The organism is Mesorhizobium sp. 131-2-1 (assembly GCF_016756535.1).
GTDB lineage: Bacteria > Pseudomonadota > Alphaproteobacteria > Rhizobiales > Rhizobiaceae > Mesorhizobium.
In genome coordinates, this window is record NZ_AP023247.1 from 4608667 (window position 1) to 4625239 (window position 16573).

The 16573-nt window shown below is 65.0% G+C and carries 18 protein-coding genes; 9 read left to right on the forward strand and 9 right to left on the reverse strand.

What is annotated here, in order from left to right; genetic code table 11:
- Nucleotides 1-14: 14 nt before the first annotated feature.
- The 3 genes from JG743_RS22490 to JG743_RS22500 all read right to left on the reverse strand — a co-directional run bounded on the left by JG743_RS22490 (nt 15) and on the right by JG743_RS22500 (nt 2467).
- Nucleotides 15-743 carry a GNAT family N-acetyltransferase gene (locus JG743_RS22490; RefSeq protein ID WP_202292926.1) on the reverse strand — a complete coding sequence of 243 codons (729 nt, stop codon included), beginning with the start codon at nt 741-743 and terminating at the stop codon, nt 15-17.
- Between the two features lie 69 nt (nt 744-812).
- Nucleotides 813-1547 (reverse strand): class I SAM-dependent methyltransferase, encoded by a 735-nt coding sequence (locus JG743_RS22495; protein WP_202292927.1) that lies wholly within the window; start codon nt 1545-1547, stop codon nt 813-815.
- 32 nt (nt 1548-1579) lie between these two features.
- Nucleotides 1580-2467: a ketopantoate reductase family protein gene (locus tag JG743_RS22500; protein ID WP_244673215.1), complete on the reverse strand. Its 888-nt coding sequence runs from the start codon at nt 2465-2467 to the stop codon at nt 1580-1582.
- Between JG743_RS22500 and JG743_RS34215 the strand changes: the two genes are divergently transcribed.
- From JG743_RS34215 to JG743_RS22515, 4 genes are all read left to right on the forward strand, one after another.
- Nucleotides 2396-2563 carry a hypothetical protein gene (locus JG743_RS34215; protein WP_244673245.1) on the forward strand — a complete coding sequence of 56 codons (168 nt, stop codon included), beginning with the start codon at nt 2396-2398 and terminating at the stop codon, nt 2561-2563. The genes JG743_RS22500 and JG743_RS34215 overlap by 72 nt on opposite strands.
- Entirely contained in the window at nt 2545-2772 is a 228-nt protein-coding gene (locus JG743_RS34785) for a hypothetical protein (RefSeq protein WP_202292928.1), read from the forward strand. Before JG743_RS34215 ends, JG743_RS34785 begins: the two co-directional genes overlap by 19 nt.
- A gap of 134 nt (nt 2773-2906) precedes the next feature.
- Nucleotides 2907-4307 (forward strand): sensor histidine kinase, encoded by a 1401-nt coding sequence (locus JG743_RS22510; protein ID WP_244672874.1) that lies wholly within the window; start codon nt 2907-2909, stop codon nt 4305-4307.
- Nucleotides 4304-4951, forward strand: coding sequence for a LuxR C-terminal-related transcriptional regulator (locus JG743_RS22515; protein WP_202292929.1), 648 nt, complete (start codon nt 4304-4306; stop codon nt 4949-4951). The genes JG743_RS22510 and JG743_RS22515 overlap by 4 nt, the downstream gene beginning before the upstream one ends.
- A 156-nt stretch (nt 4952-5107) precedes the next feature.
- On the opposite strand, the gene JG743_RS22520 is transcribed toward JG743_RS22515, so the two are convergent.
- Both JG743_RS22520 and JG743_RS22525 read right to left on the reverse strand, forming a co-directional pair.
- Complete coding sequence (locus JG743_RS22520) at nt 5108-5692, reverse strand: hypothetical protein (RefSeq protein WP_244672875.1); 585 nt, start codon at nt 5690-5692, stop codon at nt 5108-5110.
- A 414-nt stretch (nt 5693-6106) separates the two neighbouring features.
- Entirely contained in the window at nt 6107-6586 is a 480-nt protein-coding gene (locus JG743_RS22525) for a hypothetical protein (RefSeq protein ID WP_202292930.1), read from the reverse strand.
- Between the two features lie 546 nt (nt 6587-7132).
- Between JG743_RS22525 and JG743_RS22530 the strand changes: the two genes are divergently transcribed.
- Entirely contained in the window at nt 7133-7243 is a 111-nt protein-coding gene (locus JG743_RS22530; RefSeq protein WP_202292931.1) for a putative RiPP precursor, read from the forward strand.
- Between the two features lie 9 nt (nt 7244-7252).
- Here the strand turns inward: JG743_RS22530 and JG743_RS22535 are convergent, their stop codons facing one another.
- Nucleotides 7253-7660, reverse strand: a complete 408-nt coding sequence (locus JG743_RS22535) for an EamA family transporter (RefSeq protein WP_202302883.1) — start codon at nt 7658-7660, stop codon at nt 7253-7255.
- Nucleotides 7661-8379: 719 nt separating this feature from the next.
- Here JG743_RS22535 and JG743_RS22540 point away from each other — a divergent pair.
- Genes JG743_RS22540 through JG743_RS22555 form a run of 4 tightly spaced genes read left to right on the forward strand, consistent with a single transcriptional unit; the run spans nt 8380 to nt 13464 of the window.
- A complete protein-coding gene (locus tag JG743_RS22540; protein ID WP_202292932.1) occupies nt 8380-9579 on the forward strand; it encodes an acyltransferase family protein in 1200 nt (399 codons plus the stop codon).
- Complete coding sequence (locus JG743_RS22545) at nt 9576-10688, forward strand: glycosyltransferase family 2 protein (RefSeq protein WP_202292933.1); 1113 nt, start codon at nt 9576-9578, stop codon at nt 10686-10688. Before JG743_RS22540 ends, JG743_RS22545 begins: the two co-directional genes overlap by 4 nt.
- On the forward strand, nt 10688-11689 hold the full coding sequence (locus JG743_RS22550) for a glycosyltransferase family 2 protein (protein WP_244672877.1): 1002 nt from the start codon (nt 10688-10690) through the stop codon (nt 11687-11689). The genes JG743_RS22545 and JG743_RS22550 overlap by 1 nt, the downstream gene beginning before the upstream one ends.
- A complete protein-coding gene (locus tag JG743_RS22555) occupies nt 11686-13464 on the forward strand; it encodes an ABC transporter ATP-binding protein (protein ID WP_202292935.1) in 1779 nt (592 codons plus the stop codon). The genes JG743_RS22550 and JG743_RS22555 overlap by 4 nt, the downstream gene beginning before the upstream one ends.
- A gap of 71 nt (nt 13465-13535) precedes the next feature.
- On the opposite strand, the gene JG743_RS22560 is transcribed toward JG743_RS22555, so the two are convergent.
- The 3 genes from JG743_RS22560 to minD form a co-directional block, all read right to left on the reverse strand.
- The gene (locus JG743_RS22560; protein ID WP_202292936.1) at nt 13536-14954 is read right to left on the reverse strand and encodes a hypothetical protein; all 1419 of its coding nucleotides are present in this window, start codon (nt 14952-14954) and stop codon (nt 13536-13538) included.
- Nucleotides 14955-15375: 421 nt separating this feature from the next.
- On the reverse strand, nt 15376-15648 hold the full coding sequence (minE, locus tag JG743_RS22565; RefSeq protein WP_126055418.1) for a cell division topological specificity factor MinE: 273 nt from the start codon (nt 15646-15648) through the stop codon (nt 15376-15378).
- Nucleotides 15645-16460 (reverse strand): septum site-determining protein MinD, encoded by an 816-nt coding sequence (gene minD / locus JG743_RS22570; RefSeq protein ID WP_202292937.1) that lies wholly within the window; start codon nt 16458-16460, stop codon nt 15645-15647. Before minD ends, minE begins: the two co-directional genes overlap by 4 nt.
- Nucleotides 16461-16573: the final 113 nt, after the last annotated feature.

Genomic DNA, 16573 nt, shown 5'->3' on the forward strand with positions numbered 1-16573 from the left:
GCAAGGGTTTTCCGTCAGATCGGCAGGGGCGGATCCGCCAGCTCCACAGGATCATGGCCGGCAGCGGAACGGATTTCGGTCAGCGACCAGACCTGCCGCCCATCGCGGAAGTTCGCGGGATCGAGCCAGGCCTCGAGGGCGGCGCAGCGGGCCGGCCATTCGCTGGCAAGCATAGAATACATGCAGATGTCGCAGGGCTTGCCCTTCAAGAACAGGCCCTGACGGAGCATGCCCTCGTAGACGAAGCCGAGCCGCTCGGCCGCCTTGCGCGAGCGGTGGTTGGTCGAAGTGCAGGTCCATTCGAGGCGCCGGTAGCCGAGGTCGTCGAAGACGTGGCGCAGGATGAGGTAGAGCGCCTCGGTGGCGAGCCGCGTGCGCTGCAGGGGCGGCGTGTAGAGCACGTAGCCGAGCTCGACGACATGGTGCGCGGGTCTCGCCTCCATCAGGCAGAGCCATCCGAGCGGCTGGTCATCGGGACCGTCGACGGCGAAGAAGGCACGCTTGGTATCGGCCACGAGGGCGGCGATATGCTCGGCGAAGGCTTGTTCGGTGGCGAATGGTCCCACCTTCATGTCGACCCAGGTGGCCTGCGTATGCTCGTCATGCGATAGCGGATAGAGCTCTGCCGCGTCGCGCGCGGCGTCGAGCGGCCGCAGCCGCCCCCAGCGGCCGGCAAGCTCGATGGGGATGGGAACCGGCGCATCACCCGGCGTGACCTCGTTCGGTTTCAGCTTGGATGACATTGTCGTGCGCACCCTATCTTTTGACGCAGTTGCGGACGGAAAGCTGTTTCACACTTTTCCTGGAATGCCCTAGTTCCAGAACCGGAACATCCTGCCCATCCTGTTCGGCATCATGAACATCTCCTCCGCCCGGCGAAAGCCGGCATCCCGGCCCATGCTGAGCCATGTGTCGACGGTCTCGGGGAAATCGGCCAGCAGCATATGCCGTTCCATGGCGGCGAATTCCTCGTCGGAAACGGCCGACCATTCGTCACGCAGCAGGGAGAAGCGGGCGAGCCAGGCGGCGCGATCCTCTCCCCTTAACAGCGCCGGCTCCCAGATGGCGAACAGGCCTGCGCCGCCCAGGGCCCTCCGGGCGTGCCGCATCAGTCTCGCCTTGTCCTCGGTCGGCAGGTGGTGCAGCGACATGCCGATCCAGATCACGTCGACGGGTTCCGACCAGGTCGCCATCGCCGCCGCGAAATCGCCGCAGCGCAGTTCGACCGGGCAAGGGAGATCCTCGAGCACGCGAGCCGCCAGCCGCAGCGATGCCTCGGACAGGTCGATGCCGACATAACCGCCGATCGCCGTCGTCTTCAGCATCGCGGCGGAGGCAGCGGCATCGCCGCACGCCACGTCGAGGAACCGGAACGATGCCGGCGCGTGTTCGGCGAGCTGGTCGCGCAGCAGGCGGTAGACCTCGCGATGGAACATGAGGTTCGCGGCCACGATCCTGCGGTAGGTGTCGAGCTCCTGGTTGAACATGTCCTGGGAGCCGGCTGGCTCGCTCCCTGTCGTCACCGGCATGCCTTCGCTCGATGTCACGATGCCCTCCATGGAAGGTCGGTGGGATGCCGCTAGGAAGCGGCACCTGCTGCGTAGAGATGCAAGGCGCGGAAGACCGCCGTGTGGCCAGGGGTCGCGATACCGAACTCGACGCCCAACGCGTGCATCCGCCCGGACAGCCAGGCGACCTCGATCGGCTTTCCCCGTTCGAGGTCGTTGGCCATCGACGATTTTACGTGCCGTGGAAATGCGGTCCATCTGGTCATTACGCGCCCCTCGAACCCCTCGGCCATCGGATGGCCGGCGGCCGCGGCGACCGCCATCCCCTCGTCGCGCAACTGCTCGATGAAGATACGGGCTTCAGGGTCGTCGAGGATCGGACCGATCCCGGAGCGCATGAGCGACGTTCCGCCGGAGAAGGCCGCCAATGTCACGAACTTCTCCCAAAGGACATCCTCGATGTCGGCAACCGGCTTCAGCTCGAGCCCGACGGCCCGATCGCACAGTGCCTGGAAGTCCTTGATGACAGGGTCGCGGTATCCGCCGACGAGGATGTCAAGCAGCCCGCCCGCGTGGACGACTTCTCCGGGCTGTTTGATGAATGCGGACAAGTAGGTGGCCCCACCGATCACCCTGTCGCTGGGAATATGGCGGCGCAGTATGCCGATGCCGTCGATGCCGTTTTGCAGCGTCACGACGCGCGTGTTCCCGCCGATGAGCGGCCCGAGCGCGGCGGCGGCCTTCTCGCTGTCGTAGAGCTTGACCGCGAAAATCACCAGATCGACAGGACCGATGTCGGCCGGCGCATCGCTCGCGGATACATTTGACAGCAGGATGTTGCCGAGGTCGCTTTGAATGCGCAGGCCGCTCTGGCGCATTGCCTGCAAATGGGCACCGCGAGCAATGAAGCTGACGTCGCCCCCCGCCTCGGCGAGCCTGGCGCCGACATAGCCGCCGATGCCGCCCGCTCCTATCATTGCGATCCGCATGCCGTCCCCTCGACGCCCGCCGCCGTGATCGGCCGCGCGAAGCCGGAATGGCTTCCACCAGCCTGATCAATATTAGCATTTCCTTGAATACACAGCCAGCGGGCGGAGATCGCGACGAGCCCTACCTTACCTCCCGCCACGCCGCGATCATGGCGTCGGCGGCGTGCTCGCCCTCCCTTTTGTCGGTCAGCCAAGAGATGACCGACACCCGCATGGCCTGGCGGCCGCGCCACCTGGCGCCGCCGGCGAAGGCGATGCCATCGGCCTGCAGGTAAAGACCGATCCCCCCGCCTGTCCGAGACTGTTGCCGCGCCTGGCCGAAAGAAAACCCGCGTGGCCACACCAAGGTCGATGTCGCAAACGCCGCGCTAAGCCTATAGTCTTCTCAGCCAGGGGAGAGGTGGTGCGATTGCTCGAAGCTTTCTTGGGGGGATATTTGCGGCGCTGGGGCAGGCTTTCGCTCGCCCTGCAGTTCTTCATTGCCGGCGGCGTCGGACTGCTGGCGGCAATGCTTGTGGTCGGGCTTTGGGTGACCTCGCAGATCCGGGAGGGCGTGATAACCAACTCCGCCGCGACCACGGCGCTCTATGTCGACAGCGTGATCGCGCCGCTGCTGCCCGACATGCGCAAGAGCCGCGAGCTCGGCGACACCGTCAAGCGGGCGCTGGACGAGACGCTCGGCCAGGGCGCGCTCGGCAACCGGCTGGTCTCGTTCAAGCTGTGGCGACGCGACGGCACCATCCTCTATGCCAAGGACCCGACATTGATCGGCAAGACGTTCGAGCCGAACGCACACCTGATCGCCGCCTTCGGCGGCAATGTCGTGGCCGAGTACAACGACGTCTCCGACGATGTCGAAAACAGGGACAACAAGACTTTCGCCCAGCCGCTGTTCGAGATCTACAATCCGGTGCGCGAGCCCTGGTCGGGCGAAGTCGTTGCCGTGTCGGAATTCTACGAGGTCGCCGACGAGTTCCAGGCGACGCTGAGGGCGGCACTTTGGTCGAGCTGGCTGGTGGTGGCGGGCGCCACGGCGGCGGCGCTGGCGCTGTTGTCCGGCATCGTCTTTCGCGGCAGCCGCACCATCGAGACGCAGCGCGCGGCGCTCGAGGCCAAGATCGCGGAATTGCAGGCGGCGCTGTCGCAGAATTCGACGCTGCGCCAGCGCGTGCAGCGCGCCTCGCGTCGCGCCACCGCCATCAACGAGCGCTACCTCAGGCGCATCGGCGCCGACCTGCATGACGGGCCGGCGCAGCTTGTCGCGCTCGCCGCGCTCAGGATGGACAGCCCGATCCTGCTTGATCCCGCCGCTTCGAGCGAGTTGCGCGAGGCCGAGATATCAGGCATCCATAAGACGCTCGGCGAGGCGATGCGCGAGATCCGCGGCATCTGCAACGGTTTGGTGCTGCCGCAGATCGAAACACAGGCCGTGCCCGACATATTGCGGCTGGCGGTGAAGGAACATGAACGCCGCACAAGCAGCAGGGTGGCGCTGACGCTTCCCGCCCGCTTGCCTGAACTCGGCACTTCCGAGAAGATCAGCATCTACCGTTTCGTCCAGGAAGGATTGAACAATGCCTGGCGGCACGGAAAGGGCAAGGATCAGGCGGTGCGGGCAGGCACGAAAGGTGGCAGGCTGATGGTCGAGGTGATGGACGGAGGTCCCGGCTTCGATCCGGGCAAGAGCGAAGGGCTCGGGCTTGCGGGCTTGCGGGAACGCATCGAGAGCATTGGCGGGCAGTTCGAGACGCTGTCCGGCCCGCAAGGCACGCGATTGGTAATTACATTGTCTGTCGAGGAGCAGCCGTGACCGGAACCATCCGCATCGCCATTGTCGACGACCATCCCCTGTTTCGCGAGGGTGTCGCGCGCAGCCTGGGCGAGATCGGCGGCTTCGCCGTCGTTGGCGAAGGCGCCAGCGCCGAGGACGCCGAAAGGCTGGTCCAGACGATCGCGCCCGATATCCTCCTGCTCGACATCAGCATGCCTGGCGGCGGGCTCAATGCCGCGGCCACCATCCTGTCCGGCCACCCCGGCCAGAAGATCGTCATGCTAACCGTGTCGGAGACCAATGCCGACGTCGCCCAGGCGCTCAACACCGGCGTGCGCGGCTATGTGCTGAAGGGTGTCGGCTCCAAGACGCTGGCCGAGATCCTCAGCGATGTCGCGGCCGGCCAGAGCTATGTCTCGCCGACGCTGTCGGCGAGACTGTTGTCGGACCTCCTGCAGCCGGCGAGCCGTAAGCCCGATCCGCTCAGCCAGCTCACCGGTCGCGAGGCCGAGATCCTGCGGCTGGTGGCGGAGGGCCTCAGCAACAAGGAGGTCGCCGCCAGGCTTTCGCTGCAGGAGAAGACGGTCAAGCATCACATGACCAGGGTGCTGGCCAAGCTCAACGTGCGCAACCGCACGGAGGCGGCGCTGCTGATGCACGAGGCGAAGGAACGAGGGCTGTAGGGACGAAAGGGATTAGGGATTGGGCAGTAGGGAAGACTGCTACTGCCTACTGCCTACTGCCTACTGCCTACTGCCTACTGCCTACTGCCTCAAAAAATCACCCCCGCCCTCAGGACGGGGGTGCGTGAGGCACAGAGAGGGGGTAGCTCCCTGCCCTCACAAGGCCAAAAGGCGCGCCACATCCTCAGGCGTCGCCTCGCGCTCGATGATGGTGCGGCCAAAGGCATCCTCCATCTCGAAACGGCCGTTCTGGATTTCTTCCTTCATGCCGTCGAGATGGGTGACCTTGATCGTGCTGCCATCGATCTCGATTTTGTCTCCGGTCGCCGCGTTGACGTGGCTGTTGTGATTGGCGCTGTTGCCGCGGTTGGCGTTGTTGTTGCCTGAGTTGTTGCTACCGCTATTGTTGCTGTTGCCGCCGCCGGAGCTTGAATTGCCGCCGCTGTTGCCATTGCCGCCGTTCCCGTTCCCGCCATTGCCGTTGCCGCCATTGCCATTTCCGCCATCGGCGTAAGCCAAGGTAGGAACGATCCTGGCGGCGCCGTAAATCTTAACGTGGCAAGGCGCGATCGTCAGCGCCAGCGCCGTCGAGATCCCCAGAGCAAGCCGGCTCAGCCGGTTCAAGGACAGTTTGGGCATCCTTCTCTCCCTGCCGGCGTTCTGAGCGGTCTGGCTGACCGCGGCCGGCATGATTGAGAAGGCGAACATCGATGCATACGCACGCGCGCGAAAGCGGCCCACGACCCATGCCTTGCCGGTTCGGACCTTTTTTACGGCCAGTGCCGGACCTATGTCGCACTGTCGGCGCAACGCCGCCAGGCGCGCGCCCGCCAACCGCGAACCGAGGCCGGCTTACGGGGCATTAACCAAACCTCTTGGAAAGCGGAGCGTAATTCTCTAGAACTATAGCGCGAGAAAAACACAGGACCGCGCCAACGAAACGCGATGCGCCAAGGGTCGCCCAGCAGGAATGCGAGGCGGACCCAAAAAAAAATACCCCCGCCAGAGAGCGGGGGTAAGGTGAGCAACGAAAGTCCTGTCAACCGATGATCAAGAACCGAAGAGACGAAGCAAAAGGTGGCAACCTGATTTTGCAGCGCTGACCTTCGGTCCCGAAAAGATCACTCCAGATAGAACCTCGCTCTCACAAACCGTTCAAAAACTCTTCAACCGCGCCACATCGGCCGCGGTTGCCGCTCTTTCGACGATGGTGCGCCCAAGCGCGTCCTCCATCGTGAAGCGGCCGTTTTCGATTTCTTCCTTCATTCCGTTAGGGTGCGTGACCCTGATGTTCTTGCCGTCGATTTCGACCTTGTCGCCGGTTACGGCGTTGACATGATCGACAGAGACATCGTCGGCCTTGCCTTTGCTGTTGCCCTTGCCGTTGCCGCCGGCGTTGCTGTTGCCGCTGTTTCCGTTTCCGCTGCTATTGCCGCCGCTGTTTCCGTTCCCGCCGCCGCTATTGCCGCCGCCGTTTCCGTTCCCGCCGCCATTGCCGTTGCCGCCCTTGCCGGCATAGGCCTTGCTCGTGGCGACACCATCGACTGAGAGGTGAAAGGGTGCGAAAATCAGCGCAAGCGCGGCGAATACGCGCAAGACAAGCCAGCCCAGTTGGCCCATGCGCAGTACGCGCATCCCACTCTCCCCTTGCCGGTCAACCGGCGCGACAGCTAGCCGAAAACCCCAACGGCATTGTCGATGAGAAAGCATTCACAAATCGCGGGGCTTCGCGAAAGTGGCCCACGACCCTTGTCTTGCCTATTCAGACCTTTTGCTTGGCCGATATCAGACTTAGGTCTTAGTTCAACCTCAGGATGTGGTCCTGCGCAGTGTCCTGCAAGGCTGATTCAGGAAGCACCGGCGCCGCAATCCGGGCCGGCGACGCCGCCCCCACTGGAGCAGGCACCCGCACTGCCGGCAGGAACTGGCCAGAATTGCGGAAACGCTTCGCCCAGACGGCGCTGGGAGCCATGAAGGCAAGGCGGCGGCCGAGCATATTGCCTGGGGGCATGTTCCTGAACGAAGCACAGGTCAGGAATAGCATACATCGAAACAATGACTTAAGTGGCGTCTCTAATGCGATTTGAGACCCAAGTCATTTGACCGGCCGGGCCGACGAGCCGGACGGTTGACAGGCCCGATTCGTCTGGCAAACTCGCCCAGCATTTTCTGGAGGGTGGGATGACCAAGAAAACCTATGAAAAGCCCGAGCTTGTGAAGAAGGACAAGCTTTCGCGCGTGACCGCTGGCAATGGCGGTTCGGTGATCGCCAATGGCCCTGGGCCGTCCTGACGCAAGCCTTCAAGGGCAGAACTCAAATCTCTGGCCTGGCAGCGGCGTTGGCAATCGTGCCGTCATAGCCGTGCCGAAGGCTGCCGCAATGATGGCTGCAATGCCGGCGCATTGCAGTGCCGTCAGGCTCTCATGCAGGAACAGGAAGCCGATCAGCGCGCCCAGCGCCGGTTCCAGGCAGGTCAGCATGCCATAGACCCTGGCCGGCATCCTGGTCAGCGCCACCATCTCCAGCCAGAACGGCAGTGCGCTCGAGAGCAGTCCGACGAGCATGGCGCTGATCAGGATCGACGGCTGGGCGAGTACCGGCTCGACGCCGGCAAAGCCGAAGGGCAGCGCTACAAGCGCAGCGATCGCCATACCCCAGGCCGTGGTGCGGACGCCAAGCTCGGCACCGGCCTTCTGCGCAAAGACGATGTAGAGCTCCGATCTGCACCGATGTCATGGCGCAGAGAAGCGCCGCGACGGGCATGGCGCTGGCTTCTCGGCGAGGTTTGACGATCGGCGTCAACGTCGCTGTTCTCCCCTACCCTTGCGACTGCGTGCCTGGGATAGAGTCAACACGCCTGCCTGTCGTGGCCGCAAAGAGGATGGTTGATGGGCAACAGCGAGGTTGGCCGCCGGAGGCCAAAAGCCGAGACGCTGGCGGGACGGGCGCGCTCGGGTGTGGAGGATCGCCAACGCATCCTATTTCGCACCGACTCTCGTTGCATCGCACAAAGCTTGCACCAGCCATCCGTCTACCATGCGGCAGCCAGAACGGAGAAATGAAAAGTTTTTATCTATATACTGCCGAAATGCCCGCGAAAGTTGCGAAGCATCTTCTAAAATGCAACCCGATCAATACTTTCAGGCAGACAGCATTGTCCCTGGCATGATTGTGGTGTCTTACCAGCTCTCGGGCACGAGATTGCGGAGTATGGCATAATATTGGCAATTTCGTGCCATTTCTGCGCCCTGTCATCACAGATGTATTTCAACACGGTAAACATTTTGTGTTGCATTGCAGCATTCCATGCTACACTCGTTAGCAGTTGCGAATGTGCCGTGGAGGAGTTGAGCAGCTTGGGCCTTCTGCTGACCGGCGCCGATTTCAATCCAGCCTCAACGAATGATGACGCCGGCGGAAGCCACTGATGGCAAACGTGCGCGACATACAGCTCGATGCGCTGCGCGCCGTTGCGGTGACGATGGTGCTCTATGCCCACTTCCTGGCGCCCGGCGGGACTTCCTTTGTCGGCCATCTCGGCGTCAGGTTGTTCTTCGTGCTGTCCGGCTTCCTGATCACGCGGCTCCTGCTCGAGGCGCGCGACGCCGCCGCGTTCGAGGCGGGACCGGCGCTAAGGGCTTTCTACATCCGGCGCATGCTCAGGATATTCCCGCCCTATTTCGCCGTGCTCGGCCTCGTCTGGCTGGTTAACCCGGATCAATCGTCGAGGGGATCGCTGGTCTGGCATGCGCTTTACCTGTCGAATTTCTGGTACGCATTGCACAATGAATGGACCCCCTGGGTCCTCTCCCATCTCTGGAGCCTGAGCATAGAGGAACAGTTCTATCTAGCCTGGCCGCTGATCGTGCTTCTGGCGCCACGCCGACGCCTTGAGTCGATCTGCATCGGCGTCATTCTGTTGTCGCTGTCGTTTCGCTTCTACTGGCCGATCGCCGGCACCCCTGGCCCTGCACGCGACCTGCTTCCGCCCGCATCGATGGATGCGCTGGCATCGGGTGCGCTGCTTGCGGCTTGGCGATCCAGAACTGCCGGCTTGCCGCAGTGGTTGCGGCTTGGCTGGCCGGCGCTCGCGGCAGCGTTTTTCGTCTTGCAGTGGTTTGGTCCGACGCCCGAAAATCCCGTGCAGGAATGGGGCCGCTGGTTGCTCCTGGAAGTCCTGCCTCTCGCGCCGCTTGTCATGGTCGTTGCAAGCTGCTCGTCTGGCGTTGGCGGCTATCGCGGACGGCTTCTCGACCTTTGGCCCCTGCAGGCCCTTGGCCGTATCAGCTACGGTGTATACCTGTACCACAACATAGTCCTGGCGCTTGCCGTCATGTCCCAGCCCTGGATCCCCCTCAACGTCTCTGGACAGGGGCCGGGACGGTTTCTGATTGTGGGAACGGCCACTGTCATCGTGGCTTCAATTTCATGGCTGGTTCTCGAAAGGCCGCTCAACAGCTTCAAGCGCTACTTTCCCTATGTCGCCAAAACCCGTGCCAGTATTCAGCCACGCGTCGATACAAGCGATGCCGCATGGCTCGGGCGAACTGCAGGCGCATATCCTACTGGATCGCCCGATGGCCGCGCGCCGTCGCTCGACCTCCAGCGAAAGGATGCGCGCCAATGACTGCCGCGCCGCTCGTTTCCGTGCTTTTGCCGGTCTACAATGCCGGGCCCTACATCGCCGCCGCGATCGGCTCGATCCTGCGCCAGGACTACGATCGCCTGGAGGTGATCGCGATCGACGACGGCTCGAGCGACAACTCGCTGGAGATCCTCGAGCGCCACCGCAAGGCCGACAGCCGCGTCAGGCTCGTCTCGCGCGAAAACCGCGGCCTCGTCGCCACGCTGAATGAAGGGCTGCAGCTCGCCCGTGGCGAACTGGTCGCCCGCATGGACGCCGACGACTTCGCCTATCCCTGGCGCCTGTCGCGCCAGGTGGCGCTGTTCGCCGAGCGGCCGGAGCTCGGCTTCTGCGGCGCCGGCATAGACATGCTGCAGCACGGCCGCATCAAGAGCGGCGTGCCCGATCCGGTGTTCAAGATCGGCCGCATCCCGATCCTGTCGCAGTTCTTCACCATCTTCATGCACCCGACCGTGGTCTACAACCGCCAGGTCATCGGCGACGACAGCCTGCGCTACGATCCGCAATACAGGCATGCCGAGGATTTCGATCTCTTTCGACGGCTCGCCGCCCGCTACCCGGCGGCGATGATGCCGGAGAACCTGCTCGTCTACCGCATCCATCCGGGCAGCGTGACCAGCCGGCACAGCGAGGAGATGCGCCGGACGCATCTCAGTATCGTGGCCGAGAATCTCGAGCGCGAGGGCCTGGCGGAGGCGACGCAGGACCTGCGCGCCATCGGCGAGGATGTTTCCTTCGATACGGTCGCCCGCGCGGCCGAATTCATCGTCGCGCTGGAGGAGCGGATCGCCTCACTTCCCGACGAGACACGGCCGAGCTTCGCCGCCGGCGCGCTCAACCTGTTCTATTTCCTCTACCAGCTTGTCGGCGACGAGAAGACGCCGCCGCTGACGCGTGAGCTGCTGACGCGGACGGCGAAATGGGACGCCATCCGCCGCCGCGAGAAATACGCGCTCAGCCCCGGCAACTGGGCTCCCTGGCTCAGCCTCGCCTCGATCACCGCCGGCAAGAAGGCCGACTGGCTGGCCTATTATCTCAAGACCAAGCCGGAAGCCGAAGTGCTGAAGCCTTTTCGATTGGGGGTGGCATGATGGATAGGCCCGTTGTCCAGCCCGCCCGTCCGTCTTCACCCCGCAGGCAGCGACCGGAGGTCTCCTTCATCGTCTGCACGCGCGACCGCGCCGCGGTACTCGAAGCCTGCATCGCCTCCATTCAGACCGCCTGCCGGGCGCATCCGGCCTTCCCGGCCGAGTTGGTGGTGGTCGACAATGGCTCGCGCGACGGCACGACAGAGCGCCTGGCGTCGATCGCCGAAACCTCGCAGGTGCCGATCACCGCGCTTCTCGAGCCGCGGCCCGGACTGGCGGCGGCGCGCAATGCAGGGCTGGCGCGGGCCCGCGGCCGCGTGCTGGTCTTCGTCGACGACGACTGCAAGCTCGACCGGACCTATCTGCGCGACCTGCAGCGGCATTATGCAAGCGGCGAGAAATGGCTGATCCGCGGCGGCCGCGTCGAGCTCGGCGACGCGCGCGACCTGCCCTTCACCATCAAGCGTTGCGAACAGCGCCAACGGCTGACGCCGGCCGTGCATCCGGGCGGCTTCGTGCTCGGCTGCAACATGACCATGCACCGCGACGTCGCCGCGCGAATCGGCCCGTTCGACGAGCGCTTCGGGGCCGGCGGCGCGCTGCGCTCGGCCGAGGACACCGACTATCTGGTGCGGGCCATGCTCATCGGCATGCCGGTCGAATACGTGCCCGACATGACCATTTTCCACCATCACGGCCGGCGCGACCGCAAGGCGATCGACCGGCTGCACCGCGACTATCATTTCGGCAATGGTGCGCTCTGCCTGAAGCACATCCGGCGCGCGCCCTGGCTGCTGCGCCACTTCTACTGGGCGGCGCGCGCCGCACTGCGCGAGCTTGCCGGCGGGCCGAGGTTCGACCCCGAGCTCAGGCTGTCGCACTGGCCCGTTGTCGCCATGAACCTGGCGGGGGCGGCGAAATTCGCGCTGCTCGTCATCGCCAGGCGGCCACCGCCCGAACCGTTGCGCGCCGAAGCGGGTGAAGCCGAGGCCAGCGCAAGATGATCCGGCCGCTGCCTCCCGCCCTCTCCATGCTGCGCAGTGCGCTGGGCGGCAGGCTGATGCGCCTGCTGCCGGTCGTGGTGCTGCTCGGCCTTGGCGGCGCGGCGCTCGAGGGCCTAGGCATCGGCCTGATCATCCCGCTGCTCGGCATCATCATGGGCCATGGCGACGCTTCCGGCATGGGCGGTTTCTCGGCACTGCTGCAGAAGGTAGGTGCCGGGCTTGGCGAGCGCGAGCGGCTGGTCGCCATCTCGGCGGCGATCCTTGGCTCGATCCTGCTCAAGAACCTGCTCGGTTACGCCAACACGGTGCTGACCGCCCATATCTACGGCAAGGCGAGCTATTCGCTCCGCAGCGCGCTGTCGGAACGGCTGCTCAGGATCGGCTATCCCTTCTTCCTGAAGGAGAGCCCGGGCCGGCTGCTCAACATCATCTCCAACGAGTCCTGGCGCGCTTCCGACGCCATCCAGGCCCTGCTCGGCTCGGTCGTCAGTGCCTCGGCGGCGCTCATCCTGCTCACCTTCCTGCTGCTCCTGTCATGGCAGATGACGCTGCTGGTGACGCTCGGGCTGGCCCTCGTCCAGGTGGCGCACGCGGTGCTGTCGGCGCACCTCAAGGCGCCGAGCCGCAGCGTCGCGGCGCGCAACAGCGCGCTTGCCTCGCAGATGCTGCATCTCGTGCATGCCGGGCGCCTGATCCGCATCTTCGGCCAGGAGGAGCGCGAGAAGGCTGCCTTCGACAAAGCCTCCGACGGCGTGCGCCGCGCCTCCTTCGTGCTCTCGACCCGCCAGGGCGCGCTGCCGCCGCTGACCGAGGTGCTGCATGCGCTGCTGTTCCTGGCGACGGTGATCGGCGCTTATGTCGCCAATGTCAGCTTTCCGTTGACCGCCGCCTTCCTGATCCTGCTCTACCGGCTGCAGCCGCATATGCGAGCCTTGCAGATGTCATGGAGCCAGTTGCAGGGGCTTTCGGGCTCGCTGGAGGAAGTGACCTGGCTGCTCGATCCCGTCGGCAAACCCGCGCCGCCGCGGGGCAGCCTGCCGTTTCCAGGGGTTGGCGAGAGGATCGCCTTCGAAAGCGTGAGCTTCACCTATGCCAGCGAGGAGCAGCGGGCGGCGGTGCTGCACGCCGCGACATTCGAGATCAAAGCGGGACGCTCGACAGCGCTGATCGGCCGCTCCGGCGCCGGCAAAACGACGATCGTCAACCTTCTGTGCCGCTTCGTCGAGCCTGACGGCGGCGAGATCCTCGTCGACGGCACGCCGCTCAGCGAGATCGATCCCTCTGGCTGGCGTCGCCACATCGCGCTCGCCAGCCAGGAGCTGGAGCTGGTCGACGGCAGCATCCTCGACAACATCACCTATGGCCACGACACCGCCACGCCCGCGGACGCCGAGCGCGCGGCGCGGCTAGCCGAAGCGCATGAGTTCATCGAGCGGCTGCCGCAAGGCTACGCCACGGTGGCCGGCTATCGCGGCGTCAACCTCTCGGCCGGGCAGCGGCAGCGCATCGCGCTGGCGCGGGCGCTGGTGCGCGACCCCGACATACTGATCCTCGACGAGGCCACCAACGCGGTCGACGGGCTGTCGGAAGCGGCGATCGTGGAAACGCTGAAATCGCGCGCCGGCCGGCGTACGACGCTGGTCATCAGCCATCACCACTCAACGATCTCGTTCTGCGACGACGTGGTGATCCTCGAGCACGGCCGGGTGAAGAAGCAGGCGGCGTTCGCGACGCTGGCCGCGCGCAGCATGGACGAGCTTTACCAGCCGGAGTGAAGCGGCGCCGAAACTGCCGATCTCCCCCACGTGGGCGAGATCGGCAGCTTGGGGCTTTCGCCTTGCCAAGCCTACGACGCGTGCAGCCGGCGGCGCGCCCGCCGGCGGTGCGTGGGGTGCGCGGGATCGGCTACCACGCCGGCGATCTCGACGACATTGTCCTCGCGGGTCCTGGCGGCGGTGACCCGGTGCAGGCGCTCATAGGGCAGCAGTTCCTTGATGCGGGCGTTGAGTGTGGCGACCTCCGCGCGCAGGTCCTCGCATTCCTGCTTCTGGATATCGAGCTCGATCTGCTCGGAGGCCTGCTGCAGCGATAGTTGCGAGAGATTGGCGTTGACGGCCGAGAGGTTCATCTTGACGCTTTCGCTCTCGTTCCTCAGCACCGCCAGCTTCTCGTCGGCGATCTGCTTTTCGGCCAGTGCGTCGCTGGCCTGCGCCTTGAGTCTGGCGATCTCGGCGACGGCTTCGCCGTTCTCGTTCGCGGCATGCTCCAGCCGCGCCTGCAGGGCCTGGATCTCGGCACGCAGGCCGCGCATTTCCAGGAGGCTGCGGGCGACCTCGGCCTCGCGGTCGGCTTCCATCTGGCTGCTCGCCTCGGCCGATTCCTGGAGCTTCGCCTGCGCGTTCTCCAGCGCCTTCTGCAGCCGCGCCTCTTCCTTCTCGCTCCTGCCCAGCGCCGCCGCCAGGTCGGTGATGCGCGCCATGTCGGTGGCATGCATGGCCGCGACCTCGTCCAGCTTGTGGCGCGCCTCGGCCTCGCGCTTCTGCGACTGGTCGAGGTCGATCGCCAGGCTGACCTGCTTTTCCCTCAGCATCTTGCTTTCGCTGGCGCTCCGGTTGGCTTCGACGGCCTTGGCCGAAAGCTGCTTGGCCATGTCGCCGAACTCGGCCTCGCGCCTGGCGCCGGCATTGGCCGCCTCGACCAGTTCGAGCCTTGCCGCGGCGAGCGCGGCGCGCAGCGCCTCCCGCTCCTGCACCAGGCCGGCCTCGCGCTGCTGCAGCGCCTCAAAGGCGCCGTCGCGCTCGCGCTGCCTGCGCGCCGCCTCGGAGAGCTGATCCGACAGCGCCCGCTGCTCGCCGGCAAGCCCGACGTTGGTGAGCTCCATCTCGTTGGCGCGCAGGATGTCGCCGTGCAGTATGCCGAGGAATTCGCGCGTCAGATGGTGCGAGGTGGCGACCTCTGAGAGCTTGCCGGAGATCTCCTCCAGATGCCCCTGCGCGTCGCGGAACAGGCCGTCCAAGGCGCCCAGCGCGGCAAGCCGGGTCTGCGTGTGCGGGGTCAACCGCGGCGGGCGTTCGGGACCGTCAGCATCGGCCTCGGGCCGTGGCCCGTCATCTTGCGCCGGGGCATCCTCGTCGCCGGCATCGGCGTCTTGCAACAACTGTTCTTCGTCGAGGCAGGCATCAAATGCTTCCGCCAGATCCGTCTGGAGCTCCTCGAACGCCTTGTCCACCTCGTCGGCACGCTTGATCAGTTTCTTGAAGTTCATAACAGAACACCTTCTACGCACACACGATCCAGATACTTAACGAATTGCTAATATTCGCTTTTACACCCGCGACTACCGCAAGGGAAGTCCTCCGATGGGACTAGCGTGCATAGGGAATACACCGCCCCAGGTGGTGCTGCTGAAGAGCGCGCGGACGTTTGGGAGCTTCGGGTGCGAAGATTGGGAGGCTGGTGCAACAGCGCAGGACAAGTATCGCCGCGTTCCGTCGCGCCCCCCTCTGGCCTGCCGGCCATCTCCCCCTCAAGGGGGGAGATTAGCGGCTTCGGCGCTGGCTCTCATCCTGCGGCTTTGGAGATTGGCGAAACCGCCAGTGACGATCAATCTCCCCCCAAGAGGGGGAGATGTCCGGCAGGACAGAGGGGGCGCTGTCCCGCCGGCTGTCAAAAGTTACTGCTGATCCCTACCCCGCCAGCGCCAGCGGCGTGGCGCTCTTGTTGGGGATCTGGATGTCGATTTCGAGCGTCGACATGGTCTTGCCGCGCTCCATCGAGACCTGCAGGTAGTCCTGGTCGATCTGCACGTGCCTGGCAATGACCGCCATGATCTCCTCGCGCAGGACGGAGACGAGATCGGGCTGGCCGCGGCTCTGGCGCTCATAGGCGAGCAGCAGCTGCAGCCGCTCGCGCGCTACCGGCGCGCTGTTGCGCCGCTTGAAGAGGTCGAAAATGTTCATGCCGCCCTCCTTCCGAGCAGACGGTCGAGAAAGCCCTTGCGCTCGAAGGGCACCACCACCGGCAGGTCCTCGCCTTCGAGCCGCCTTGCCGCGTCGAGATAGGCCTTGGCGGCGCTGTTCAGCGGATCGGTGAGCGTCACCGGCGAGCCGAGGTTCGAGGCCCTCAGGACATCCTGGCTCTCGGGGATGATGCCCAGGAGCGGCGTCGAGAGTATCTCCAGCACGTCGTTGATCGAGAGCATTTCGCCGCGCGCGGCGCGCGCCGCGTCATAGCGCGTCACCAGCACGTGCTTCGCGATCTGCTCGCCCTGCTCGGCCTTCATGGTGCGGGCGTCGAGCAGGCCGATGATGCGGTCGGAATCGCGCACCGAGCTGACTTCCGGGTTGGTGACGATGACCGCCTCGTCGGCGAAGCGCATGGCGAGCTGGGCGCCGCGCTCGATGCCGGCCGGGCTGTCGCAGAAGACATAGTCGAAGACGGAGCGCAGCCGCTCGATCACCTCGCCGACGCCCTCCTCGGTCAGCGCATCCTTGTCGCGCGTCTGCGAGGCCGGAAGCAGGAACAGCGTCTCCACCCGCTTGTCGCGGATCAGCGCCTGCGAAAGCTTGGCCGTGCCCTGGATGACGTTGACGAGGTCGAACACGACGCGCCGCTCGGCGCCCATGATCAGGTCGAGGTTGCGTAAGCCGACGTCGAAGTCGACCAGCGCCACCTTCTTGCCGGATTTGGCGACCGCCGCCCCTAACGCCGCCGTCGACGTCGTCTTGCCGACGCCCCCCTTGCCCGAGGTGACCACGACTACCTTGCCCATGAAATGCCTCCGTTTGGCGATTGTTATTTCGGCCGTGCCAGGCACGGTGTTGAAGGACCATCGCACGCGAAACCGGTCCCAGGCTTACGATTGCGCCGCCCCAAATCGGCCGG